Origin of the sequence: Methylobacterium sp. WL19, from assembly GCF_008040005.1 — a bacterium.
In the GTDB taxonomy this organism is placed as follows: Bacteria; Pseudomonadota; Alphaproteobacteria; order Rhizobiales; family Beijerinckiaceae; genus Methylobacterium; species Methylobacterium bullatum.
Window position 1 is genome coordinate 22,820 of the sequence record NZ_VRVC01000023.1, and the last position, 22,823, is coordinate 45,642.

General features: G+C 66.3%; 22 protein-coding genes, 1 tRNA gene, 1 pseudogene and 1 riboswitch. Of the genes and pseudogenes, 17 read left to right on the plus strand and 7 right to left on the minus strand.

What is annotated here, in order from left to right; genetic code table 11:
• The first annotated feature begins 38 nt into the window (after nucleotides 1-38).
• The 3 genes from FV220_RS06910 to FV220_RS06920 all read left to right on the plus strand — a co-directional run bounded on the left by FV220_RS06910 (nucleotide 39) and on the right by FV220_RS06920 (nucleotide 3,199).
• A tRNA-Val gene (locus FV220_RS06910) sits at nucleotides 39-113 on the plus strand.
• 302 nt (nucleotides 114-415) lie between these two features.
• A complete protein-coding gene (locus FV220_RS06915; protein WP_244973563.1) occupies nucleotides 416-1,837 on the plus strand; it encodes a DUF1800 family protein in 1,422 nt (473 codons plus the stop codon).
• A 126-nt stretch (nucleotides 1,838-1,963) separates the two neighbouring features.
• Nucleotides 1,964-3,199: a DUF1501 domain-containing protein gene (locus FV220_RS06920; RefSeq protein ID WP_018044371.1), complete on the plus strand. Its 1,236-nt coding sequence runs from the start codon at nucleotides 1,964-1,966 to the stop codon at nucleotides 3,197-3,199.
• A 30-nt stretch (nucleotides 3,200-3,229) separates the two neighbouring features.
• Here FV220_RS06920 and FV220_RS06925 read toward each other — a convergent pair whose 3' ends face one another.
• Nucleotides 3,230-3,643: a PilZ domain-containing protein gene (locus FV220_RS06925; RefSeq protein ID WP_147830368.1), complete on the minus strand. Its 414-nt coding sequence runs from the start codon at nucleotides 3,641-3,643 to the stop codon at nucleotides 3,230-3,232.
• Nucleotides 3,644-4,060: 417 nt separating this feature from the next.
• Between FV220_RS06925 and FV220_RS06930 the strand changes: the two genes are divergently transcribed.
• From FV220_RS06930 to FV220_RS06950, 5 genes are all read left to right on the plus strand, one after another.
• Nucleotides 4,061-5,821: a type I secretion system permease/ATPase gene (locus FV220_RS06930; RefSeq protein ID WP_056145099.1), complete on the plus strand. Its 1,761-nt coding sequence runs from the start codon at nucleotides 4,061-4,063 to the stop codon at nucleotides 5,819-5,821.
• Nucleotides 5,821-7,164: an HlyD family type I secretion periplasmic adaptor subunit gene (locus tag FV220_RS06935; protein ID WP_018044368.1), complete on the plus strand. Its 1,344-nt coding sequence runs from the start codon at nucleotides 5,821-5,823 to the stop codon at nucleotides 7,162-7,164. The genes FV220_RS06930 and FV220_RS06935 overlap by 1 nt, the downstream gene beginning before the upstream one ends.
• A gap of 231 nt (nucleotides 7,165-7,395) precedes the next feature.
• Nucleotides 7,396-7,521 (plus strand): type B 50S ribosomal protein L36, encoded by a 126-nt coding sequence (gene ykgO / locus FV220_RS06940; protein ID WP_003601867.1) that lies wholly within the window; start codon nucleotides 7,396-7,398, stop codon nucleotides 7,519-7,521.
• Between the two features lie 84 nt (nucleotides 7,522-7,605).
• Complete coding sequence (locus FV220_RS06945) at nucleotides 7,606-8,250, plus strand: tetratricopeptide repeat protein (protein WP_147830370.1); 645 nt, start codon at nucleotides 7,606-7,608, stop codon at nucleotides 8,248-8,250.
• 6 nt (nucleotides 8,251-8,256) lie between these two features.
• Complete coding sequence (locus FV220_RS06950; RefSeq protein ID WP_147830372.1) at nucleotides 8,257-9,273, plus strand: alpha/beta hydrolase; 1,017 nt, start codon at nucleotides 8,257-8,259, stop codon at nucleotides 9,271-9,273.
• A 5-nt stretch (nucleotides 9,274-9,278) separates the two neighbouring features.
• On the opposite strand, the gene pyk is transcribed toward FV220_RS06950, so the two are convergent.
• The gene (pyk, locus tag FV220_RS06955) at nucleotides 9,279-10,715 is read right to left on the minus strand and encodes a pyruvate kinase (RefSeq protein ID WP_018044365.1); all 1,437 of its coding nucleotides are present in this window, start codon (nucleotides 10,713-10,715) and stop codon (nucleotides 9,279-9,281) included.
• A 358-nt stretch (nucleotides 10,716-11,073) separates the two neighbouring features.
• On the opposite strand from pyk, the gene FV220_RS25415 reads away from it, so the two are divergent.
• Nucleotides 11,074-11,229 (plus strand): hypothetical protein, encoded by a 156-nt coding sequence (locus FV220_RS25415; protein WP_187273348.1) that lies wholly within the window; start codon nucleotides 11,074-11,076, stop codon nucleotides 11,227-11,229.
• A 44-nt stretch (nucleotides 11,230-11,273) separates the two neighbouring features.
• Entirely contained in the window at nucleotides 11,274-12,767 is a 1,494-nt protein-coding gene (locus FV220_RS06960; protein WP_147830374.1) for a glycosyltransferase 61 family protein, read from the plus strand.
• Here the strand turns inward: FV220_RS06960 and FV220_RS06965 are convergent.
• On the minus strand, nucleotides 12,736-13,083 hold the full coding sequence (locus FV220_RS06965) for a DUF1036 domain-containing protein (protein ID WP_238253751.1): 348 nt from the start codon (nucleotides 13,081-13,083) through the stop codon (nucleotides 12,736-12,738). The genes FV220_RS06960 and FV220_RS06965 overlap by 32 nt on opposite strands.
• 124 nt (nucleotides 13,084-13,207) lie before the next feature.
• Complete coding sequence (locus FV220_RS06970; protein WP_056145088.1) at nucleotides 13,208-14,536, minus strand: glycerate kinase; 1,329 nt, start codon at nucleotides 14,534-14,536, stop codon at nucleotides 13,208-13,210.
• Nucleotides 14,537-14,741: 205 nt separating this feature from the next.
• On the opposite strand from FV220_RS06970, the gene FV220_RS06975 reads away from it, so the two are divergent.
• Nucleotides 14,742-15,488, plus strand: coding sequence for an N-formylglutamate amidohydrolase (locus FV220_RS06975; protein ID WP_147830376.1), 747 nt, complete (start codon nucleotides 14,742-14,744; stop codon nucleotides 15,486-15,488).
• A gap of 84 nt (nucleotides 15,489-15,572) precedes the next feature.
• Here FV220_RS06975 and FV220_RS06980 read toward each other — a convergent pair whose 3' ends face one another.
• Nucleotides 15,573-15,845, minus strand: coding sequence for a hypothetical protein (locus tag FV220_RS06980; RefSeq protein WP_147830378.1), 273 nt, complete (start codon nucleotides 15,843-15,845; stop codon nucleotides 15,573-15,575).
• A gap of 324 nt (nucleotides 15,846-16,169) precedes the next feature.
• Between FV220_RS06980 and FV220_RS06985 the strand changes: the two genes are divergently transcribed.
• The 6 genes from FV220_RS06985 (at nucleotide 16,170) to FV220_RS07010 (ending at nucleotide 20,880) form a co-directional block, all read left to right on the plus strand.
• Nucleotides 16,170-16,913 (plus strand): DUF2259 domain-containing protein, encoded by a 744-nt coding sequence (locus FV220_RS06985; protein ID WP_147830380.1) that lies wholly within the window; start codon nucleotides 16,170-16,172, stop codon nucleotides 16,911-16,913.
• 696 nt (nucleotides 16,914-17,609) lie between these two features.
• A complete protein-coding gene (locus FV220_RS06990; RefSeq protein ID WP_056145141.1) occupies nucleotides 17,610-17,918 on the plus strand; it encodes a DUF1244 domain-containing protein in 309 nt (102 codons plus the stop codon).
• Between the two features lie 82 nt (nucleotides 17,919-18,000).
• Nucleotides 18,001-18,267 (plus strand): DUF2312 domain-containing protein, encoded by a 267-nt coding sequence (locus tag FV220_RS06995; protein WP_018044356.1) that lies wholly within the window; start codon nucleotides 18,001-18,003, stop codon nucleotides 18,265-18,267.
• A 58-nt stretch (nucleotides 18,268-18,325) separates the two neighbouring features.
• Nucleotides 18,326-19,072, plus strand: a complete 747-nt coding sequence (locus FV220_RS07000; protein WP_056145144.1) for a response regulator transcription factor — start codon at nucleotides 18,326-18,328, stop codon at nucleotides 19,070-19,072.
• Entirely contained in the window at nucleotides 19,069-20,391 is a 1,323-nt protein-coding gene (locus FV220_RS07005) for an ATP-binding protein (protein WP_147830382.1), read from the plus strand. Before FV220_RS07000 ends, FV220_RS07005 begins: the two co-directional genes overlap by 4 nt.
• A gap of 234 nt (nucleotides 20,392-20,625) precedes the next feature.
• Nucleotides 20,626-20,880, plus strand: coding sequence for a hypothetical protein (locus tag FV220_RS07010; RefSeq protein ID WP_018044353.1), 255 nt, complete (start codon nucleotides 20,626-20,628; stop codon nucleotides 20,878-20,880).
• Nucleotides 20,881-20,917: 37 nt separating this feature from the next.
• Here the strand turns inward: FV220_RS07010 and FV220_RS07015 are convergent, their stop codons facing one another.
• Entirely contained in the window at nucleotides 20,918-22,258 is a 1,341-nt protein-coding gene (locus FV220_RS07015; RefSeq protein ID WP_187273349.1) for a voltage-gated chloride channel family protein, read from the minus strand.
• 24 nt (nucleotides 22,259-22,282) lie between these two features.
• Nucleotides 22,283-22,436, minus strand: a riboswitch (Fluoride riboswitch).
• A 110-nt stretch (nucleotides 22,437-22,546) separates the two neighbouring features.
• Nucleotides 22,547-22,823, minus strand: a pseudogene (locus FV220_RS07020) (peptidase domain containing protein); the annotation flags it as partial.

A 22,823-nucleotide genomic window follows, 5' to 3' on the forward strand; every position in this document is an offset into this window, starting at 1 on the left:
ATACGCCGCTCCTCGCTGCAGCGGAAACGCTTCAGCCGGGGCGCGTAGCTCAGCGGGAGAGCACTACCTTGACATGGTAGGGGTCACAGGTTCGATCCCTGTCGCGCCCACCATTCCTCTTTCAGTGGAATGGTCGAGAGAACAAAGGCCCCGGAAACGGGGCCTTTTCTCGTTCGTGCCTGGTCCCGGACCGGTTTTCACGCACTGGGCATAACCTGCACGGGATCCTGTCGACGAGTCTGGTCCGATGTAGTCGTGGTTCGATCGGCCGATGCCCGCCACTGTCACGCTTGCGTGAGCCGAAGGCCCGGTCACAGAACCGCCTCAGACAGATCGTGTAAGACGAGCGCTTTCATTCGGTGCCGGGCATCTCGGCCAGCGGTCCCGGATGCCGGAGATGATGATGAGCCGAAACTTGGCATTCTCGAATGCGGTCGGACGGTTCGGTCTCGGATGCGGCGCCATCGATCTATCCGCCGTGGACGATCCGCGCGGCTACGTCCGTGCCCAGCTCGACATGCCGCTGACGGTCCCCGAAGCCAAGCTGATGTCCAGCAGCGACCAGTTGCAGGCGATGATGCAACGCCGTCAGATTGCGCGGCAACGTCGCGAGGCGATGGCGGATACGGGGTCCGGCAATGCCAAGGTGAAACAGGACGGCGCCATGGCCATGGCGCCCGGTACCGAGCCGTCGATGGCTGGCGGCATGATGGAGCCCGAGACCGCAGTCACGCAGGCTCCGACCACGAAAAACCCCGATGAGTTGATCGCTTGGCTGAGACTGGCGGCTGCGACGAAGGCGCCCCTGCACGAGCGGCTGTTCCTGCACTGGAGCAACCACTTCACCGTCGGCGCGGGTAAGGGGAAATCCAGCCTGACGGCAGGCTCGTTCCAGCGTGAAGCCATTCGGCCATTCATTCTCAGCCGCTTTCACGACATGGCCAAGGCGGCGATCCTGCACGCCTCCATGCTCTATTATCTGGACAACGCATCGTCCATCGGGCCCGATTCCAAGGTCGGTCGTATCAAGAAATCCGGCCTCAACGAGAATCTCGGGCGCGAAGTGCTCGAACTTCACACCCTCGGCGTCGACGGTGGCTACAGCCAGGCCGACGTCACCGCCCTGGCCTCCGTCCTCACCGGCTGGACCGTGGATCTCAAGCCGCAATCCGAGACTTTTGGCGAAGTGGTGTTCCGCGAACGCCAGCATCAGCCCGGGCCGAAGACCATCCTCGGCAAGCGCTACGCCGAGGCGGGAGCCGATGAATTCCTCGCCGTCCTGACCGACCTCGCCCGTCACCCATCCACGGCGCGCTACGTGACGCGGCGGATGGCACGCGCCTTCGTCTCGGAAAAAGTGTCGGACTCGCTGCAAAACAGCCTCGCCAAAGTCTTCAGGGACAGCGACGGCGATCTGAAGGCCGTGACCACCGCCCTGATCCGGAGCGACGAGGCCTGGGCCGCTGCCCCCGTGAAGCTGCGCCCGCCGCTCGAGTTCCTGGCCGCGACCGGCCGCCTCCTCGGGCAAGCGCCGGTCAGACCGTCTCCGAAGGCCTCGCTCCTCGCCATGGGCCAGCCGTTCCTGGCGGCCCCGTCCCCGAAGGGTTGGGCCGAGGAGGACGATGCCTGGGTGACCTCGGACGGTATCAAGAGCCGGATCGACTGGGCGCAGCAATGCGCGACGCTCAACGCGGATCACGTGGACATCCGCAAGCTCGTGGACGACCGGATCGGCAGCTATTTCTCGGACGAGACACGGCGCGTGATCAGGCAGGGGGAAAGCTCCGAACAGGCCTTGGCCCTGCTGATGCTGAGCCCGGAATTCCAGCGGCGCTGAGCGGGTTCGCGTTGGCGAGCCACTGCTTCACCTCGCTCAAGCCTTTGGAATGTCGCAGGTTTCAAGGCGCAAAACCGATGACCACTTTTGCGAACTCTGCTTAGCCGGTCGAGAGGCGATGACCCCATGAACCCTCAGGAACACGCCCACCTGCCCACGCGCCGCAACCTGCTGCTCGGTGCCGGCGCCCTCTTCGCATGGCCCTATGTGCCCAAGGTCTGGGCCGCCTCCGGCCGCGACCCGCGCTTCCTCGTGGTGGTGCTGCGCGGCGGCCTCGACGGCCTCTCGGCGGTGATGCCGGTGGGCGATCCGCAATTCGCGGCGATCCGCTCCGACTTCAAGCTGTCCCCGACGCATACGCCGTTTCGGCTCGACCCGCTGTTCTCGCTCAACCCGGCGATGCCGAACCTGGCGGATCTCTATGCCAAGCGCGAGGCCACGCTGTTCCATGCCGTCGCCACCCCCTACCGCGCCCGCTCGCATTTCGACGCGCAGGAGGTCCTCGAGAACGGGATGACGCGATCGAGTACCGGAGTCGATACCGGCTGGCTCAACCGCGCGCTCTCGCTCATTCCCAAGGCCAAGGGCATCGAGTTGAGGCCGGCCAAGGCTCTCTCCGTGAGCGCAACGACACCGCTGATCCTTCGCGGTCCGGCCCAGGTCGAGACATGGCAGCCACAGACTCTGCCCTACGCCTCGGCCGATACGCTGATGCGGCTTCAGGCCCTCTACGACGACAAGGACCAGGCCCTGGCCAATGCTCTGAGGGAGGGCGTGCAGGTCGACGACTTCATCGCTTCGGATCCCAGCATGGCGGCGATGGGCAAGCAGCCGTTGAAGGGCCCCAACAGCTTCGCCTCGGCCGCCCGCGCCGCGGCCTCGCTCATGGCGCCGGTGACCGGCCCCCGCATCGCCGTAATGAATTTCGACGGCTGGGACACCCACTCTTCGCAAGGCCCCTATGAAGGGCGCCTGGCCAAGAACCTCGCTTCCCTCGATGCCGGCATGGCGGCGATCAAGGAGGGGCTCGGTGCCTCCTGGGCCCAGACATCGGTGCTGATCGTCACCGAATTCGGCCGCACGGTGCATGTGAACGGCTCGTCCGGCACGGATCACGGCACGGCCACGGTCGCCTTCCTCGTCGGTGGAGCGGTGGCGGGAGGGCGGGTGATCGCCGACTGGCCGAGCCTCAAGGAAAGCGCCCTGTTCGAAGGCCGCGATCTCGCTCCGACGATGGATCTGCGCGCCGTGATGAAGGGCCTGCTGATCGACCAGTTCGGCTTCGAGGAGAAGGTTCTTTCCGAGAAGGTCTTCCCCGGCAGCGAGAAAGCGCCCGGCATGAGGGACCTGATCCGGGCCTGACGCGGTCACGGAGACCACTTCGATCCCGCGTCAGAAGGACGATGGTTTCCGTCTGCGCGAAGGAATACCGACGCCGCCCGGTTCGTCGATCGCCTCCGGTTTGTCCAAGGAGGTCGCCACCGGCTGCGGCGGCTCGTCCCGGACGCGCGGTGGCGCCACCTTGCCGACGCGCTCGATCCTCACGCCGACATAGTCGCCGCGCCTCCAGGCGAGCTTCACCATGCAGACGAAGTCCCGGCCGATGATGCGGAGCAGGAACGACTCGGGCAGCGCGTGGTAGGCTGGAATACCAAGCTTGGCGCCGGATTTCGAGACGTCCTTCACGGTGCATGGGATTTCCCGACCATCGGGAAGCCGAACGTTGGCTATCCAGTTCGTCGAGTTACGGTCCTCGCGCCGTGATACCGGCTCTGGAGACGTTTCCGTTTCTTTGTCCGACCGCACGTAAGACGCTCCGGCGCTTCACCGTTTCTCGAACCACCATAGGCCGAGAACGTTTACGGACCATGCTTGCTCGGGGTTTCTTTACGGGCTCAGCAGCCGACACGCGCTAGCAAGTCGTCGACCACTCACCTGTGCCGACCGCATCGTTTCCTCTTCCGAATACGAAGGCCACGTCTCGGGGGGGAAGAAGCGGTTCATCCCCCCCCCCTGAGGCGGCGAGAGCCGGGGGCATATGTCGCGAGAGATGGGCCCTCCGGACACAGACGGCCATAATCCAACCGCAGCAGCATGTTTTCGAGTTCTCGACTTCACGCTTTTCTTATAAAGGAGGCGAGTGTCGGGCCGCCGTTCCCAAACGGTATCGCAGACTACCATTCACACTAAACTTGACAATCGAACGCGACGGCGGGGGCGGCAGTGGCTAAGGGGCGGGAATCGGCCGAAATCATTTCGGCATTGGCAAGTTGCCGAACGGCGTTCATCGGCGTCGCCGTGATGAGCGGGTTGGTGAACATTCTGTATCTGACCGGTTCATTTTTCATGCTCGAAGTCTATGACCGCGTCATTCCGAGCCGGAGCGTTCCGACACTTATCGGCCTCATGATCCTCGCTCTCGTCCTTTACGGATTTCAGGGCGTCCTGGAGACGATCCGCTCGCGGATCCTCGCGCGCGTCGGCGCCTCGCTCGACGAAGCCCTCTCGGCGCGAGTGTTCGACATCGTCGTGCGGGCTCCCCTGAAGGGCGCGACCCCGGGCGATGGGCTGCTGCCCCTGCGCGACCTCGACCAGTTGCGTGCCTTCCTCGGCGGCACGGGGCCCTCGGCCTTCTTCGATCTGCCGTGGATGCCGATCTATGTCTTCATCTGCTTCCTGTTCCACCCGCTCATCGGTATCGCGGCCCTCGTCGGCGCGGCGGTCCTAGCGGTCCTGGCCCTGACCACGGATCGGTCGACCCGCGCCCCGACCCAGACCGCAACCGCCCACGGCATGCGTCGCAACGGCCTCGCGGAAGCCGGGCGCCGCAACGCCGAGGTGCTGGCCGCCATGGGGATGCAGGGACGCTTCGCCGATCGCTGGGGCGGCGCCAACCGCGATTACATGCAGTCTCAGATGGCCGTCTCGGACGTCGCGGGCGGTTTCGGAGCGGGCTCGAAAGTGTTCCGCATGGCACTGCAATCGGGCGTGCTCGCCCTCGGAGCCTGGCTCGTCATCAACAACCTGGCCTCGGCGGGCGTCATCATCGCCTCGTCGATCCTCGTCGCCCGCGCCCTGGCTCCGGCGGAACTCGCCATCGCCAACTGGAAGGGATTCGTGCAGGCGCGCCAGAGCTGGGCACGGCTCTCGGAGTTGTTCGCGCGCCTGCCCGCCGTCGAACAGCCCCATGCTCTGCCCGCTCCGTCGCAGAGCCTCGTGGCCGAAAACGTTACCCTCGCACCGCCGGGAACCCAGCGCATCGTCGTGCAGGATGTCAGCCTGTCCCTGCAGCGGGGGCAGGGGCTCGGAATCATCGGCCCGAGCGCCTCGGGCAAGTCGAGCCTCGTCCGCGCCATCGTCGGCGTCTGGCCGCCCGTGCGCGGCAAGGTCAGGATCGACGGCGCGGCCATCGACCAATGGTCGAGCGCCGATCTCGGGCCACATATCGGCTTCCTGCCGCAGGAGGTGGAGTTGTTTGCCGGCACCATCGCCGAGAACATCGCCCGGTTCGATCCCAATGCCCAATCGGGTGCGGTCATCTCGGCCGCCAAGGCAGCGGGTATCCATGAGATGATTTTGCGCCTGGCGGAAGGCTACGACACCCGGATCGGCGAGGGCGGGGCGGGCCTGTCGGCAGGGCAGCGCCAGCGGGTCGGACTGGCGAGGGCGCTCTATGGCGACCCCTTCCTCGTGGTGCTCGACGAACCCAATTCGAATCTCGATGGGGAGGGCGAGAACGCCCTGACCCAGGCCATCGTCGGGGTGCGGCAGCGCGGCGGCATCTGCATCGTCGTGGCGCACCGCCCCAGCGCTCTGGCCGCCGTCGACATGATCCTGATGATGGCCGACGGGCGCGCCCAGGCCTTCGGCCCCAAGGACGAGGTGCTCAAGCGCGTCCTCCGGTCGACTCCGGCTCCCGCCGCCGAGCCCGTCGCCGCACAACGTACCGGCGCGAACGTCGCCACCCTGCAGGAGAGCGCGTGATGGCCATCGCACTGTCGCCCACCGGGCTCCCCGCCGCTCAAATCCGGCCCACCGCCAACGGGTCGATCCGCCGTCACCTCGCCGCCGCGATCGGAGTCGGCGCCGTCCTCGTCATCGGAATCGGCGGCTGGGCCACCTTCACGATGATTTCGGGTGCCGTGATCGCGCCGGGCCAGCTCATGGTCGAATCGGACGTGAAGAAGGTGCAGCACCCCACCGGCGGCGTCGTCGGCGAGTTGCGGGTGAAGGAAGGCGCGCGGGTGAAAGCCGGCGACATCCTGATCCGCCTGGACGAGACCCAGACCCGCGCCAATCTCGACATCATCCTGAAGGCGCTCGATGAGTTCGCCGCCCGTCGGGCGCGTGACGAGGCCGAGCGCGACGGTGCGTCCGAGATCACCTTCCCGCCGGACCTTCTAGCCCGCAAGGCGAAGGATCCGTCCGTCGCCCATCTGGTCGACAGCGAGACCCGCCTGTTCCAAGCCCGCGTCGCCGGCCGCGAGGGCCAGAAGGCGCAGCTGCGCGAGCGCGTCTCCCAGCTCGGCGAGGAGATCAAGGGTCTCACCGAACAGGCCGCCGCCAAGGAGCGGGAAACGGCCTTGATCGGAACCGAGCTGAAGGGCGTGCGCGAGCTCTACGGCAAGAACCTCGTGCCGCTCTCCCGCGTCACCGCCCTGGAACGGGACGGCGCCCGGCTGCAGGGCGAGCGCGGGCAACTCATCGCCTCCACGGCATCCGCCAAGGGCAAGATCACCGAGATCGAGCTGCAGATCTTCCAGATAGACCAGGACATGCGGACCGAGACCGGCAAGGAGCTCGCCGAGATCCGTGGCCGCTGGTCCGAATATGTGGAGAAGCGAATCGCCGCCGAGGATCAGCTCAAGCGTATCGACATGCGCTCGCCCCAGAACGGCACGGTCCACCAGCTGACGGTGCATACGATCGGCGGTCTCGTGGTTCCCAGCGAGCCGGCGATGCTCATCGTGCCCGACGCCGACAAGCTCATCGTCGAGGTCAGGATCCAGCCGCAGGACATCGACAACGTGCGCGTCGATCAGCGCGCTGTCCTACGTTTCCCGGCCTTCAACCAGCGGACGACGCCCGAGATCGACGGAATCGTGAGCCGGGTTTCGGCCGACGTCTCGCAGGACCCGAAGAGCGGCATGACCTACTACACCGCGCGCATCCGCATGACGGAGGATCAGGTGGAGCGCCTCGGCAAGGTCCAACTCGTGCCCGGCATGCCCGTGGAGGCCTTCATGCAACTCGGGGACCGCTCGGTCATCTCCTACCTGACGAAGCCCCTGACGGACCAGATCGCCAAGGCCTGGCGCGAGCGCTGAGGGCGTCCAACGGCGGACGAGAAGGCCCCGGCCGTGCGCCGGGGCGAAAGTTTGAAGAATCCGCATCCCCGGCAGGTCGGTTGCACCTTGCCTTCAGGCGCTCAAGCCTGATATGGCAACCGCCTTTCCGCGATGCGTGAACTGCCATCGCCGAGGACGCCTTACCGAGGTGCCTCGTTCCCGAGACCCTATGGACAGGCGGCGGGCTCAAACCCGGCCGACGTGAGACCGATGAAGATTCGCAACTCCCTCAAGTCCCTCCGTGGCCGTCACCGCGACAACCAGCTCGTGCGCCGCAAGGGCCGCGTCTACGTCATCAACAAGACGCAGAAGCGCTTCAAGGCCCGTCAGGGCTGAGGCTGCGGGCTGCCCGGCAATTCGGGGCAGCCGCGTCAAGCCGGCCTGTTGACGGCGGCGTGAAGGGCGAGGAAGCTCGCTTTCATGACGCTGTCCCGGCATTTTGGCATTCTGTTCAACGCTGCGCTCCTGAGCGCGGCGGTCTTTTCGTTTGGGGTGTCGTCAGCCGACGCTCTGCCGCCACAGAGCCAGGGCCGTGAGACCGGACAAGGCGAGGAAAACGGCAAGGATGCACCCAAGAAAGTGCAGGCGCCGAGCCTCGAGGATCTCTATGCGAGGCTGAAGGCGTCCGAGGACGATGCGGAGGCCAAAGGCATCTCCCGCCTGATCGAGCAGCGCCTCGGGCGCTCCGGCAGCGCCACCGCCGACCTTCTCACGGAACGTGCCCGTCAGGCGATGTCGGGCCGCGACTATGCCCTCGCCGTCGAGTTGATGGACCGCGCTACCACCCTCGAGCCGCAATGGGCCGAGGGCTGGAACCGGCGGGCCACGGTGTTCTGGCTTCTCACCGACCAGACCAACGCCGTGGCCGACCTGCAGCGGACGCTGGTGCTGGAACCACGGCATTACGAGGCCTGGGCTGCGCTGGGGCGGATCTATCTGTCCATGGACGACAAGCGTCGCGCCCTGGACGCTTTCCGCCGCGCCGCCGCCATATATCCGCGCATGGAGAAGCTCCAGAGCGCCATCGACCGGCTTGTCCCTGAGATCGACGGCCGGGACCTGTAACCGGACATGGTTCTCCTCCACTGGCTCGGCCTGATCGCGGGCGCGATGCTCGGGGTGATCGTCAGCGTTCTCGCGGGCGGAGCCCTCGTCACCCTGATCGTCACCTTGCGGGTCGGCGCCCGGTTTCCGCCGCAGGGGCCTTTCATCGAGGTGGATGGCGGGCGGCTCGCCACCATCCAGGCCGGCCCGACGACGTCGTCGAAGGGGACCGTCGTGCTTCTTCACGGAGCCTCCGCCAACGCGGCCGACCCGATGGAAGGCGTCGGCCGCAGGCTCGCCCAGGACGGCTTTCGCGTCATTGCCTTCGACAGGCCCGGATACGGCTGGAGCGACCGCCTCGGCGGCCGTGATGGGGGAAGCCCCGCGGTGCAGGGCCATGCGATCGCACAGGCGGTCGAGCGCATGGGGACCGGCCCGGTGGTCCTGCTCGGCCATTCCTGGTCCGGCGCCCTGGCCACCGCCATCGCCCTCGACCATCCCGAAGTCGTCTCGGGTCTCGTCCTGGTGGCGCCTGTGGCGATGCCGTTTCCGGCCATGGCGCCTCTGCCGTGGTACTACCGTCTCGCCCTGAAGCCTCCGGTCGCATGGCTGCTCAGCCGCACCGTCGCGACACCGATCGGCCTCTACTATCTGGAACGCGCAGGCCGTGCGGCCTTCCGGCCGCAGGAACTCCCCGCGGACTATCTCGAGCGGAGCCGCTCAGCCCTGGTGCTGCGCCCCGCGACGATGCTCGCGAATCTCGAAGACCTGATCGGCCTGCCCTCCGCCTTGGCGGCCCAGGCTCCACGCTACGGTGAGATCGCCGTTCCGACAGTGATCGTCTCCGGCGATGCGGATGCCGCCGTTCCGGCGACGCGCCATGCCGCCCCCCTCGCCAAACTCATCCCCGGCGCCCGGCTCGTTCTCCTGCCGGGCATCGGGCACATGGTGCCATACATGGCGACGGACGCCCTCGTGGATGCGGTCGAAGGGCTCGCCACCCGGATCGGCGCGACGAGACATGAGCAGCCCGTCGCGCGCTGATCCGATCAGGCTCTCGCGGCGTGATCGCGGGTGACGAAGGCGATCCGCACGAGGTTGGTGGCGCCCGGTGTCCCGAACGGCACGCCGGCCACCACGATGACCCGGTCGCCGATCTCGGCGAAGCGCTCGCGCACGGCGAATTTCGCCGCGCGGAAGGCCATGTCGTCCACGTCGCTGGCATCGTTGGTCACGATCGGGTGCGTGCCCCAGCACATGGCCAGTCGCCGGGCGGTCTCGCGCTTCGGCGTCAGCGCGATGATCGTGGCGTTGGGCCGCGAGCGGGCGAGACGCAGGGCCGTCGATCCCGAATGCGTCCAGGCCATGATGGCGGTGAGGTTGAGGGCGTCGACCATCTGATGGGCGGCCGCCGCGATGGCGTCCGATGCGGTGGCGTCGGGCTCCGAACGCTGCGCCGTGAGGATCGTCCAGTAGAGGGCGTCACGCTCCACCTGCTCGGCGATGCGGCTCATCATCGAGATCGCCTCGATCGGGAAGGCGCCGGACGCGCTCTCGGCCGACAGCATCACCGCATCGGCACCCTCGTAGACGGCGGTCGCCACGTCCGAGACCTCGGCGCGCGTCGGCACCGGTGCCGTGATCATCGATTCGAGCATCTGCGTCGCGACGACGACGGGCTTGCCGAGGCGCCGCGCACCGCGCGTGATCCGTTTCTGCACGCCCGGCACCTGCTCCAGCGGCATCTCCACGCCGAGATCGCCGCGCGCCACCATGATCCCGTCGGAGATCTCGATGATCTCGTCGAGGCGGGTGAGGGCCTGCGGCTTCTCGATCTTGGCCATGACCAGGGCGCGGCCGGCGGCGACCTTCTTCACCTCGGCCACGTCCTCGGGACGCTGAACGAAGGAGACCGCGATCCAGTCCGCCCCGGCATTGAGCCCGGCTTCGAGATCGCCGCGATCCTTCTCGGTCATCGCCGCCACCGGGATCACGGTGTCGGGCAGGGACACGCCCTTGCGGTTGGAAATCCTGCCCCCGATGACGACCTCGGTCACCGCGCGTCCCTCGGAGACCTCGGTCACGACCAGGCGCAACTTCCCGTCATCGATGATGACGACGTGGCCCGGTTCCAGCGCGGAGAGAATCTCGGGATGCGGCAGGTAGACACGATGGATGTCGCCCGGCGTCGGATCCGAATCGAGCACGAACGAGGCGCCGTTCTCGAGGATGGCGCCGCCCTCGGCGAAGGCGGCGACCCGCAATTTCGGACCCTGGAGATCCACCAGGACCGCGATCGGCCGGCGCAACTCGCGCTCGATGGTACGGATCACCTCGATCTTCTCCGGCAATTTCTCGCGCGGAAGGTGGCTCATATTGAGCCGGAACACGTCCGCACCGGCGCGGAACAGCTTCTCGATCATCTCCGGCGTGTCGGAAGCCGGACCGAGGGTGGCGATGATCTTCGTGCGGCGCGAGCGTTTCACTCCGGTCTCCAAGTTTTTTTGAGGATACCCGTCGGGTTCGAACGACCGATTGGGGGTAGGGGGCCAGAAGCACTGCGACGGCTTACACGTCAAGCTGCTGAGACTTGTTCTCTCAGGCCCCACCGAGGGGGCGGTTGCCGCCTATGGAGCAATCTGAGTGAAGGGCACGTTCGCCAGCTTCGCGGACTGCGAGACTATACGCGGGATCATGGGCTACACGCTCGAACCTTGCCAACCCAAAATCACCTGCTTCGTGAAGGTGTCCGGGTTTACAGACTTGTCCGGCATGCTGTACCCCGCACGTGCTATGCTGGACGCCACGCCTGGTTTGTGTCGAGATTAGATAGGAGTGAGTTGGATGAACGAACAGCATGCCCCTCCTCGTTCGGAAAAAGCCGAAATGAAGCGCCAGGCCCGCATCAAGGCGCGAAAGGACTCTCACATTGAGGCTCGGAAGGCGGAGCGTAAGCAGAAGCGTATTTCTAGCCGCACATCAGAGGCGGGAAAATCCTGAATCTGCTCGGCCAAATTTTCGATCAACAACAGGATTAGTGATCAGTGCTATTTGGCGCCCCTTCTACACCTGTTAGCCGCGCACGAAAAGCAGTAAAGACCTGCCGCGATGAGGCAGCAGCCAATCGCTGGGACCAGGTAATAGCGATTACTGACGACCCTGAGCTCATTACGCAACAACCGCAGCTGCTTCTTCAACGCTTGCAGGCTGCTTTCATCCTTGCCGACGACGATGTCATCGGCTGCATTTTAAAGGATCTCCCCAGCGCAGCGCTTCCGCAAGCGGTAAAGTTTGCGACTGCGCGGCAACTTGCTGTTAACAAGCGCGCACATCTGGCGGCCCGCCTACTCATAGACACGCTATCCCTTCACGATACGACACGCTTCCTCAAGTCGACTGGCCTCGTTTTTAAGCACCTGCGCGACGCCAAGCTCAAACGCGAGCTACTCGATCTGGTCGCAAAGGTGAGTGGAGGCGGATCATCGATAAAACCAACTATATCCGAACTGATTTTTGCCCCTCAGCCTGTTCAGGAAGTTTTCGGCAGCGTCAAGCTCGTTGCTTCGCCCAACACTGCCACGCATCATCTCAAGGGCTTGAAGCGCGAAGTTGCAGTCTTTAACAAGCTCATTGCGCGCCCCCTCAAACCTATAGTTTCCGAGTACAGGAACGTTTTCACCCATCCATCCGGGCAAATTTGGACCGAGAATAGAGCGATCGTCGTCTCGAAGGGGTTCCCCCTCGATGTAACCGACAGGACCCAGACGGAGACCATACCGCTCGCGCTTGGTCTCAATCGTGGAAGCCGCGGAATTTATCATTGGCTCATTGATTATCTTCCAAGACTAGCATGGATCCAGAGCAGTGGTTTGATTGAAAACGAGGGATGCAAAATCCTCCTCAATGCTGCGCGGTCCGGCTTCGAGCAAGATACTCTTGAGATGCTCGATCTCGGAAAACCAGTTCAAAAGCTCGACAGATCGGTCTTCGTCGAACGCCTGTTGGTCGCGCGGGTCGGTTTCCGTGGTATGTCAGGATGGCGCCATCTGGATAGCATCTACGAAGAACTTGGTGAACGCGCGAGCACCTTGGCCGCAAGCAACAACGCTGAACTGCCAGATCGTGTCTATGTGACACGAAGAGACGCCGCCCGGCGTGTGATGAAGAATGAAGTCGATGTGGAAGCCGTAGCGAGAAAGCTCGGATTCACCGTGATGGAGTTCTCAAAGATCCCTCTTTGGCACCAATTTGCTATCGCCCGGCATGCTTCGGTCATCATGTCCCCTCACGGGGCTGGACTATCTCACATCATTGTCGCGAAACCCGGCCTTCAAGTGATCGAAATCCTTCCGATCATGGATGGGACGTACCAGCTGCGTTTCAATTACGCTCGCCTTTCAATCGTCAAGGGCCATCGATATTCTGCGTGGCTCGAACCCCAGCATCCTGGCTTCGATGCATGGACAGTCGATTTGCCGGCCTTCACGACTTTCCTCAAGAAGACTCTCAAGGCGCCCCCGGCTGGCTCGGGTCGGTGAGCTGGATCGTCCAGCTCTTCTGCTCGCCGGTATCGACCTCGTAGAAGCCGTTGCGGTCGTAGCCTCGCGCGAGACAATCCTCGACGCCGCGAATCGTGAATTCGGTGTCGCGGGTGCACATGAGCGAGCGGCCGTTCCACTCGCCACCGCGGGTATAGTCCACCGCGTAGACGTAATAGAACCGCGCGGCGAGAGCGCCGCGCAGCAGGGTTTCACACCCTTTGGGCGCCACGTCCCACCACCCTTCCGTCACCCAGCCCTGCGTATCGCGATATCCCAGCGAGATGCCGACCTTGCTTGCGGTCTGGTTGCACATCCGCAGATCGGCCCGGGCGGGCGAGGCGGTGAGGAAGAGGGCGGCCAGCGGAGAGGCGAGCCAGAGAACCTTCCCCCTCCCCACGCGCAGCGGGGAGGGGGTCGTACGGCGACGGCTCACGCCGTTAACCGACGAGGATGATGCGGCAATCGTTGACATTGGTGCGCGTGGGACCCGGCTGGACGAGATCGCCGATCGTGGCGAAGAACTTCGTCGAATCATTGTCCGCGAGCATCGCAGCCGGATCGAGGCCGGCGGCGCGGGCGCGCTCCAGCGTCGTCGGGTCGACGAGCCCCCCGGCCGGATCGGTGGCCTCGCCGCGTCCGCCGTCGGTGCCGTCGGTATCGGCGGCAATGCCGAGGATGCCCGATTCGCCATCGAGGCCGATCGCGAGGGCGAGGGCGTATTCTTGGTTCGGGCCGCCATGGCCCTCGCCGACGATGGTCACGGTGAGTTCGCCGCCGGAAATGATCGCCACCTTGCGGCCGGCCGCCTTCATCTCCTTGGCGAGGGCGGCGTGTTCCGCCGCGACCTCGCGGGCCTCGCCCTCGACGTCGGGGCCGAGCATCACGACCTCGTAGCCGGCGCGCTTGGCCGCCTCCGACGCCGCGTTCAGGGCGTCGATGGGACGGGCGATGATGCGGTACTCGGCCCGGGCGAAGGAGGGGTCGCCCGCCTTCGGGGTCTCGTTGGCCGGATCGTTGAGGAGGGCCTTGGCGGTCTCTGGCAGGGGAATGTTGCGGCGCTCGCAGATCTCGCGGGCGTCGGCGAGCGTCGAGGGATCGGGCACGGTCGGGCCTGAGGCGATCACCGCTGGGTCGTCGTGCGGCACGTCGGAGATGGCCAGCGTCAGGATCGAGCGGGCGTTGCGGGCCATCATGGCCAGACGTCCGCCCTTGATCCGGGAGAGGTGCTTGCGCACCGCGTTGATCTCGTTGATCGGCGCGCCCGAGCGCAGCAGCGCCTTGGTCACCGCCTGTTTCTCGGTGAGGGTGAGGTCGCCGGCGGGCGCGATCCAGTTGGCCGAACCGCCGCCCGAGAGCAGCACCAGCACGTCGTCCTCCGGACCGGCATCGGCCGCGATCTTCAGGGCGTCGATGGTGGCGTCGATGCCGGCCTGGTCCGGCACCGGGTGCCCGGCCTCGACCATGCGGATCATCGGGGCATCCTCGCCGTAGCCGTGGCGGGCCACCGCCAGGCCGACGATGCGGCTCTCGTCGACACCGTGCTGCTCCCGGTAGAACCGGCTCGCCACGGCGGCCATGCTGCCGCCGGCCTTGCCGGCACCGAGGATGATCAGCCGGCCGGGCCCCGGCGCGGGCAGGTGCGGCACCAGGCAGCGGGAGGGATGCGCGGCGGCGATCGCCTCGTCGAGGAAACCGAGAAGCAGGCCGCGAGCGGCATCGTGGGACGAAGGGGGGGAAGCGGGCGAGGCGTGTGAAGGCGCGGTCATGGCGTGTCCGTGTCTCATCAAGGTCCGATCGCGCGGGCCGGATTGCTTGTCCGCCGGATTATTGCCGTGGCGGCGCGATCGCCTATACGTGCTGTGCCCGAGCCCTGCCGCCTCGGCAAGCGCGCGATGACGCGACCGGCGGCGTGTTTCCTGCCTGCCCAGGGGGATTTTCCCCCAATCGGCCCTGAAGGACCGTGACCACCTCATGTTTCCGCCGCATCCCGTCGAGACGATCCCAGGCGATCCCGCATCCGGGCTCCTCCTCATCTGCGAGCACGCTTCGAATCACGTACCGGAGGATCTGGCGCAGCTCGGCGTTCCGGAACGGGAATTCGCGCGCCACATCGCCTACGATATCGGCGCGGCGGACGTGACGCGGCGGCTTGCGGCACATCTCGGCGTGCCGGCCATCCTCACGCGGTTCTCGCGCCTCGTCATCGACCCCAACCGGGGGCGCGAGGACCCGACGCTGGTCATGCGCCTGTCGGATGGTGCGGTGGTGCCGGGCAACGCCCGCATCGACGAAGCCGGCAAGGACGAGCGCATCCGGCGCTTCTACGTGCCGTTCGACGAGGCGGTGGATGCGGCCGTCGCGCGGGCCACGGAGGTAGGCGTGCCGCCTTCCATCGTCACGATGCACAGTTTCACGGCCTCGTGGCGCGGCTATATGCGGCCCTGGCATGTGGGCATCCTGTGGGACGGGGACGACCGGATGAGTGCGCCCCTCATCGCCGGCCTGCGCGCCGACCCGGCCGGGCTGACGGTGGGCGACAACGAGCCCTATGGCGGCGGTCTGCCGGGCGACACGATCGATCGCCACGCCATCGCGCGCGGCCTTCCCAACGCCCTCGTGGAGATCCGGCAGGATCTCATCGCCCTGGAGCCGGGCCAGATCGAATGGGCGGCGCGTTTCGCCAAGCTCCTCCGACCGCTGATGCCGAAAGCCGGCTGACCGTCATTCGGTGATGAACAGAGAGCACATACGAAAGCGGCGGGGCTCACGCCTCGCCGCTTTCGTCATTTGAGCAGACTGTGTTTAGCGGGGGCCGCCGGAGGTGCGGCCGTACTGCCAGACCGGGAAGCTGTTCTGCTCGGCGTTGCCTTCGCGGGCGGAATCGACGCTGCGGCGGCTGACGACCGACCCGGTGGTCAAATCGTCATCGGCGACGACCTGACGGCCTGCACTGCCGGGGGCCGCGTAGGCAGAGATACCGGCGGGCGCGTTATAGCTCTGAGCGAGCGCAGGCGAAGCAACGGCGCCGAGGCTCAAAGCAAAAGCGGCAACGGCGGAAGCGAAACGGGTGTTCATGACTGGATCCTATTGAATGTCGCGGTCTCCGTCAGAGGGCGGTGGGCCGTGAGTTCTTGTGTAGCCCCGATGTAGGACGAACCCTGCCGCAACGTCGTGCGGTTTGGCACCTGCATGCGCGAGACGCCGGGCGAGCGCTGATTTGAGGCCTCATGATGCGTTAGACGCAAGAGAGCGAGGAGCAGCCATCACCGAGATCAAGTGGCATAATGTGATTGCTGTCATCGAGACGAATGGCGACTCGACATCACTTCGTGGTAGTCGCTTGCCGGTTTTCGGCCTTGTCAACAGGTTGCCGACGCCGGGACTTAGGAGAGCAGAGAATTGATATTCAATATCTGCAAGCTTACGGCCGTTTTGCTGATGTTGCTGGCCTTGCCGGCCTCAGCCGGAGACCGCGCCGGGATCGGCTTCATCGGCTATTCCAACACCGGCTCTTATTTCGCCTACGAGGAATTCGGCATCCAGGACGGTTCTGGCTTTGCGTATGCCAATCTGTACGTTCTCGACCTCAACACCAAGAGCCGGGTCGAGGGCACCCCCTTCCGTCAGGTAATCGAGAACGAGACCGGCAGCATCGCCTCGGCGGTGGCCGGCGTACGGGCCAAGGCCAAGCCCATACTCGACAAGCTGGACATTGGTGAACCGGTAGATATCGCTGCCCTCAATGCCGATGGTGCACTGAACACCGATATGCGCAAGTTGCGCTTCGGCCGCCCTGGTGACGGCATGGCGGATCCCGATCAGGACTATGAGCTGGTGCTGTCAACAATCGAGGACGGTATTGCCCCGCCAAAATGCGCGGCCCTGGGCGAGGAGTATGTATCGGGCTTTGCCCTTACCTTGACCGTCAATGGAAAAGCTCGCGAGGTTTATCGCGATACCGCCGTGCCGGAGAGCCGTGGCTGCCCGCGGGGCTATCGGCTTTATGCAGTGGTCAGACAGTACGATGGTCTCGTCTCCTTTGCACCCGACATGACGCCAGGTATGGTCGCCATCGTCTCGGTCTATTCGATGGGCTTTGAGGGTCCGGACAGGCGTTTCATCGCTGTTCCAATTGGCAGTTAGCCCTCACGCCTGACGAGATCGCTCGGGTTTGCGCCGCGCCGGGCAATCAGCCTGCAACACTATGTTTCGGGGTTGAGGATTGCGAGCTTGACCAGAACATCCGCGTGCACGGCTTCTACTTCTCCGGTGCGCGCGACGCTCGGTGCGGCTTCCAGAATGGCTTTATAGGCTGTCGTGGCTGACGCCGCGGTGCCAGCGACAGTTCCGCCGCGCCGGCCCGTTGACACCCATGCAGGATCAACCGCGCCCCGCACCAATTTTGAATGGCCTTCCGCACGGAGCGACGGTCGGCCCCTCCGGTTTCGCAACCGTTCTGACAGTTCCCGTAACTCCTCATCCCGATCGACCACCGGAGCCGAGACCCGGACGGCAAGATCCCCAAGGGACGCTGCAGGCTCAGCGGAATATGAACCCACCCGAAGAGCTACGGACATTAGTCCTGGCGCTGGACAGGCCGTTGGCCGCTCGGGAACGAGGTGACTACTTAGGGGGCCGCGTTATTCGCGATCCCAAGCGAAGTGTCCGGCGCCTCCCGCATGAACCCGCATTTCCGCGGGAGGTCATGCGCGCGCAGGAGCGCCGGGATCGCCATGCCCCCGAAAGCCATGCGCCCGAAAACGGGACCGCGCGGGAGCGATGGTATATCCTCGCGCGAAAGCGGTGACTGGCCGCGAGCCCGAGGATGAGGAAACAGCCATGACCGAGATCGACACCGCCACCCGGACGGAATTGGAAGCCGCGGTGTTCCGCCGCCTCGTGGCGCATCTGCAGACGCGCAGCGACGTCCAGAACATCGACCTCATGAACATGGCCGGCTTCTGCCGGAACTGTCTGTCGAACTGGATGAAGGACGCCGCCGACGAGCGCGGCCTCGGCCTCACCAAGGACGAGACCCGCGAGCGCGTCTACGGAATGCCCTATGAGGAATGGAAGCGGCTGAACCAGGCCGAGGCCACGTCCGAGCAGCAGGCGGCCTTCTCGAAGGCCCAAGCCGAGCCGCACTAAGCTTCCGGTAAGCGTGATCGCTTAACCAGCCTCCTCCGGCGCATCCCACCCGATGCGCGTCAGATCAGGAATTGAGACGCTCATGGCCGCTTCCGCCGCACCCGCCGTCGATGCCTCCTCGGTTGCCGCCGACCAGCTCAAGAGCTTCATCGAGCGCATCGAACGCCTGGAGGAGGAGAAGGCCGGCCTCGCCGGCGACATCAAGGACGTCTATGCCGAGGCCAAGGGCACCGGCTTCGACGTGAAGGCCCTGCGCAAGATCATCTCCCTGCGCAAGAAGGACCATGCCGAGCGCCAGGAGGAAGAGGCGATCCTAGAGCTCTACATGCAGGCCCTCGGCATGGTGTAGGCCGACATCGCGGCGTGCCGGCCCATCCTTTCGCGCATCGGGCAGGGCGATAGCGACGATGCCTCAGCTCCTCGACACGCCCTCGCTTGCCGGCACGGCACACATCCTCCTCGTGGAGGATGACGACGGCATGCGGATGCTCGTCACCCGCCTGCTGCGGGAAAACGGCTACCGCGTCACCGGTTGCCGCAACGGCGGGGAGATGTGGCGGCTCCTGCCGGAGGGCGGCATCGATCTCGTCCTCCTCGACGTGATGCTGCCCGGCGCCTCCGGCATCGATCTCCTGCGGAGCCTGCGCGCGAAGAGCACGGTTCCGGTCATCATGGTCAGCGCCCGCAACGAGGAGGCGGATCGCGTGCTCGGCCTCGAATTCGGGGCGGACGATTATGTGGCCAAGCCGTTCGGACGGCCGGAACTGCTCGCCCGGATCCGCGCGGTTCTCCGGCGCTCCGCCATCGCCGCGACCGCGCCGGATGCGTCCCGCAGCGAGAGCGTAGCCTTCGACGGCTGGCGTCTCGACCTGCGCAGCCGCTCGCTCCGCGACCCCGAGGGCGCGGGCGTCGACCTGTCCGGGGCGGAATACGACCTGCTCCTGGTGTTCCTCGACCATCCGAACCGCGTCCTCGGCCGCGAGCGGATCCTGGAACTGTCCCGCGCCCGCCTCGGCTCACCCTCGGACCGCAGCGTCGACACCCTGGTGAGCCGACTTCGGCGAAAGCTGGAGCCGCCGGACGGCCACACCGCGATCATCAAGACGGTCCGTGGCTCAGGATACATCTTCAGCGCGACGGTCGAACGGAGGTGAGGCGGCTGCTCGCCCTCGCACGAAGCCTCGAAGCGCGCACCATGGCCGTACTGCTCGTGGCCATCGTGGTCGTCCATGCCGGGGCATTGCTGCTCTATCGCCAATCGGCGGTCGCGGCCGCCGACGAGGCCTTCGCGCAGCAGCTCGCCACTCAGCTGGCTCTGGCGCGGGAAGGCCTGATCCGGCGGCCGGTGATGGAGCGCGACACGGAGGCGAGGGCACTGTCCTCGCCACATTTCGAGATCGGGTGGTCGAAGGCCCCTCCGATCCGCCCGCGGGAGCGTGACGATCCCATCCTCTGGTCGCTCAGGTCCCGCATCCTCGCCCTCCAGCCGAGCCTCGGCCCCGGGCTCGTCCTCGCCATGGGGGAAGGGGAGGATGCGCTGCACGCGCAGGATCTGAGCGGGGCGCTCTCGCTGCCCGATGGCGGCACGCTGACCTTCCGTTCCGCCCATGCTCCGAACCTCGCCCGCCTGGGGGCCTGGGCTTTCGTCTCGACGGCGGTGGCGATCCTCGTCGGCTTCGCCGCCGTGCTGCTGGTGCATCGGATCGCCAAGCCCTTGCGCAGCCTCACCCGCGCCACGGAAGCGATCGGCAACGGCCCCGTGGTCGCCGTGCCCGAGGCCGGCCCGGACGAAACGCGGGGAATCGCCCGCGCGCTCAATGCCATGCAGCACCGTATTCACGGACTGGTCTCCGAGCGGACTCAGTCACTCGCGGCCGTCTCCCACGATCTGCGCACGCCCATCGCCCGGCTGCGCCTGCGCATCGAGCGCTTGGCGGACACCAAGGAGGGACAGGCCATGTCCGGCGACCTCGACGAGATGCAGGCCATGATCGACTCGACGCTGGCTTATCTGCGCGGCGATACGGACCCGGAGCCACGCCGGATCACCAACGTGGCGAGTCTCGCGATGAGCGTCGCCAATGCCGCCGCCGATGCCGGCCGGCCCGTGACGTATGACGGGCCCGGCAGGGCACTGTCGGAGGTTCGACCCGTCGCCCTGCGGCGGGGCCTGGAGAACCTCGTCGACAATGCCGTGCGCTATGGCGAACGAGCCGCCATGATCCTGGAAGTCGGCGAGGTCGCGGTCGTCCTGAGGATCGAGGATGACGGCCCCGGTATTGCGCCAGAGGAGGTGGAGAGCGCGTTCGCGCCGTTCACGCGCCTGGAGGCCTCGCGCAATCGCCATACCGGCGGTACCGGTCTGGGCCTCACCATCGCCCGGCGCGCGATCCAGGCCGAGGGCGGCAGTCTCACCCTGACCAATCGGGCCGAGGGCGGGTTGCGGGCCGAGCTGATCCTGCCGCGCGTGTAGGTCCAGGGCTCACCTGATACCAAGTCTCACCGACCCTGACCCATAGGTCAGGGTCGGTGAGGTCCGGCGGACGACCGCCGCCGCGCCGTCGCGCGGGCAGACCTCGATGAGTCAGGCTCATCGAGGTCCGGTATGACACACTTCGTCACGAAGGCGGCGTGCGGGCGTCAAACGGCTTTTCCATCTCCTGGATCGACGCGGCGGAGCAGCCGCGCAACCACGGAGACACCGACCATGACACGCTTCGCACGCAGCCTCGCCGCCACCGGCATCCTCTTCGGCCTCGCGGTTCCGGCCCTGGCCATCGACGGGCACGGCAACGCCAGCAACCCCTCCGTCTCGGTCCCGAACACCGGGACCGTGTCGGGCGGCCCGGCCCATCGCGACGACCCGCGCGTTCAGGAATCCAAGGAGGTCGGACGTGACGGGAAGCCGCTGCATTCCGACAAGGATGGCCACGCCCACGGCCACAGCCACGACAAGAAGTGACGATCGGGCGGGAGGTGCGTGGCCGCCTCCCGCCGCTTCAACGCCGGGTGCGCGCCTCGCGCAGGGTGGAGCCGGGCTCGACGGCGCCGCCCTTCGAGACGGCGATGCGCTGCGACAGGTAGATGCCGTGATGGCCCGAACAGGCATAGGCGGCAAAGCACGCGACCGCCATGGCGACGCCGTGCGTGGCCCCGAACAGCTCGATCCCCATCAGCGTGCAGGCGAGCGGCGTGTTGGCGGCGCCCGCGAAAACCGCCACGAAGCCCAGCGCCGCCATCAGGTCGAGGGGCGCCCCCATCACTCCGCCAAGGGCATTGCCGAGGGCGGCGCCGATGAAGAACAGCGGCGTCACCTCGCCGCCCTTGAAGCCCGAAGCCAGGGTGACGACGGTGAAAAGGATCTTCCAGGCCCAGGACCAGGGATGGACCTCCGGGCCGAAGAAGCTCGCGATGCTCAAGCCTCCCGCATTGGCCACGGTGACGCCGAGGCCGAGATAGTCACGGGTGCCGACCGCGTAGACGAGGCCGATCACCGCCAGGCCGCCGAGGACCGGGCGCAGGGGCGCGTAGGGAATCAGGCGCTTCAACCACCCGCCGAGGATGTGGTTGGCCTCGGCGAAGACGAGGGCCACGAGCCCGAAGGCGACACCCGCGACGGCGACTTTCGCCAGTAGAATCGGATCCAGGGCGATGGGGCCGGTCGCATCCGCCAGATAGGCGATGCGGAACAGCGAATGGTGGATGCCCCAGGCCTGGCAGGCCCAGTCGCCGATGACGGCCGCGAGCAGGCAGGGGATCAGAGCGGCATATTCCACCCGGCCGATGGCCAGGACTTCGAGGGCGAAGACGGCCCCGGCGATGGGGGTGCCGAACACCGCCCCGAACCCTGCCGCCACGCCCGCCATCAGCACGATGCGCGTGCCCGCCGGATCGAGCCTGGCCAGGCGCCCGATGGCGCTGGCGAGGCTGGCGCCGAGTTGCACCGCCGTGCCTTCCCGGCCGGCGGACCCGCCGAAGAGATGGGTCACGACGGTCCCGAGAACGATCAGCGGCGCCATGCGCAGGGGAACGCCGCCACCGGGCTCGTGGATCTGATCGACCACGAGGTTGTTGCCGCCCTCCACGCCGCGCCCGACGCGGTGGTAGAGCAGGCCGATGGCAAAGCCCCCAACAGGCAGCAGGAACAGCAGCCAGGGATGCGCGAAGCGGGCGTTCGTGGCGACGTCGAGGCACCAGAGAAAGGCCGCGCAGAGGGAGCCCACCACGGCCGCCATCGGCACGAGGATCACAGCCCAGCGGACGAACGCGATCGCCCAGGCCACGCGGACCATCGTGGCGCGCTTCAGATCGGCGATCCGGTTCTTAAAGGAAGCAGGCATGGTTCCACCGTCTTGCTGCGTGGCAAAAGGGTAGGAATCATCAGCCCTTATGGCGGTTCGGCTGAGTGTCTCTCACCGAACTCCCGCTGCGCCGTCGCACTCCGAGGGAGAACCGACCGTGATCGGGAGTTGTGTGAGGCACTCTTCACGCCCGGCAGAATCCATTGCCGCAGACTTCGTGTCCCGTGGCGGGCAACGCGTCAAGCCTGTTCCGCCCTCTGCGCACCCCATCGCCGCCGCCCGGGCGTCGGCCCCGACCGAAGTCGGAGGCCATCAGGTTAGCGAGGATCAGCGCCCGGCAGCCACCGCACGGGTGGACGAGCCGGTGAAGCGCGCGGCGGTGAGGTCGTCGCCTGGGCTACGTCCGGAGAAACGGCTGCGTACGCCGCTCTCCGCCTGGGCGACGAAGCCGGCCGGTGCGGCATCGGTGCGGGCGCGGGCCGGGGCGACGTGAACGGGAGAGGCGCGGCTGGCCGGTGCGGTCTCCGCGGCGGCCACCTCGAACAGGGCGCGCAGTTGCGTGCGGGCATCGGCATCCGCGGCGACGGGCCGGGCGAAACGGGTG

Bases quoted from the DNA above. Each gene is read 5' to 3' on its own strand.
- FV220_RS06935 (WP_018044368.1), top strand. From the start codon at position 5,821: ATGGCCATCGCACTGTCGCCCACCGGGCTCCCCGCCGCTCAAATCCGG.
- FV220_RS07015 (WP_187273349.1), bottom strand. From the start codon at position 22,258: ATGCCTGCTTCCTTTAAGAACCGGATCGCCGATCTGAAGCGCGCCACG.
- FV220_RS06980 (WP_147830378.1), bottom strand. From the start codon at position 15,845: ATGAACACCCGTTTCGCTTCCGCCGTTGCCGCTTTTGCTTTGAGCCTC.
- FV220_RS06950 (WP_147830372.1), top strand. From the start codon at position 8,257: ATGGTTCTCCTCCACTGGCTCGGCCTGATCGCGGGCGCGATGCTCGGG.
- FV220_RS06965 (WP_238253751.1), bottom strand. From the start codon at position 13,083: ATGTGCAACCAGACCGCAAGCAAGGTCGGCATCTCGCTGGGATATCGC.
- FV220_RS07000 (WP_056145144.1), top strand. From the start codon at position 18,326: ATGCCTCAGCTCCTCGACACGCCCTCGCTTGCCGGCACGGCACACATC.
- FV220_RS06975 (WP_147830376.1), top strand. From the start codon at position 14,742: ATGTTTCCGCCGCATCCCGTCGAGACGATCCCAGGCGATCCCGCATCC.
- FV220_RS06990 (WP_056145141.1), top strand. From the start codon at position 17,610: ATGACCGAGATCGACACCGCCACCCGGACGGAATTGGAAGCCGCGGTG.
- FV220_RS06970 (WP_056145088.1), bottom strand. From the start codon at position 14,536: ATGACCGCGCCTTCACACGCCTCGCCCGCTTCCCCCCCTTCGTCCCAC.
- FV220_RS06920 (WP_018044371.1), top strand. From the start codon at position 1,964: ATGAACCCTCAGGAACACGCCCACCTGCCCACGCGCCGCAACCTGCTG.
- FV220_RS07010 (WP_018044353.1), top strand. From the start codon at position 20,626: ATGACACGCTTCGCACGCAGCCTCGCCGCCACCGGCATCCTCTTCGGC.
- FV220_RS06945 (WP_147830370.1), top strand. From the start codon at position 7,606: ATGACGCTGTCCCGGCATTTTGGCATTCTGTTCAACGCTGCGCTCCTG.
- FV220_RS06995 (WP_018044356.1), top strand. From the start codon at position 18,001: ATGGCCGCTTCCGCCGCACCCGCCGTCGATGCCTCCTCGGTTGCCGCC.
- FV220_RS25415 (WP_187273348.1), top strand. From the start codon at position 11,074: ATGAACGAACAGCATGCCCCTCCTCGTTCGGAAAAAGCCGAAATGAAG.
- ykgO (WP_003601867.1), top strand. From the start codon at position 7,396: ATGAAGATTCGCAACTCCCTCAAGTCCCTCCGTGGCCGTCACCGCGAC.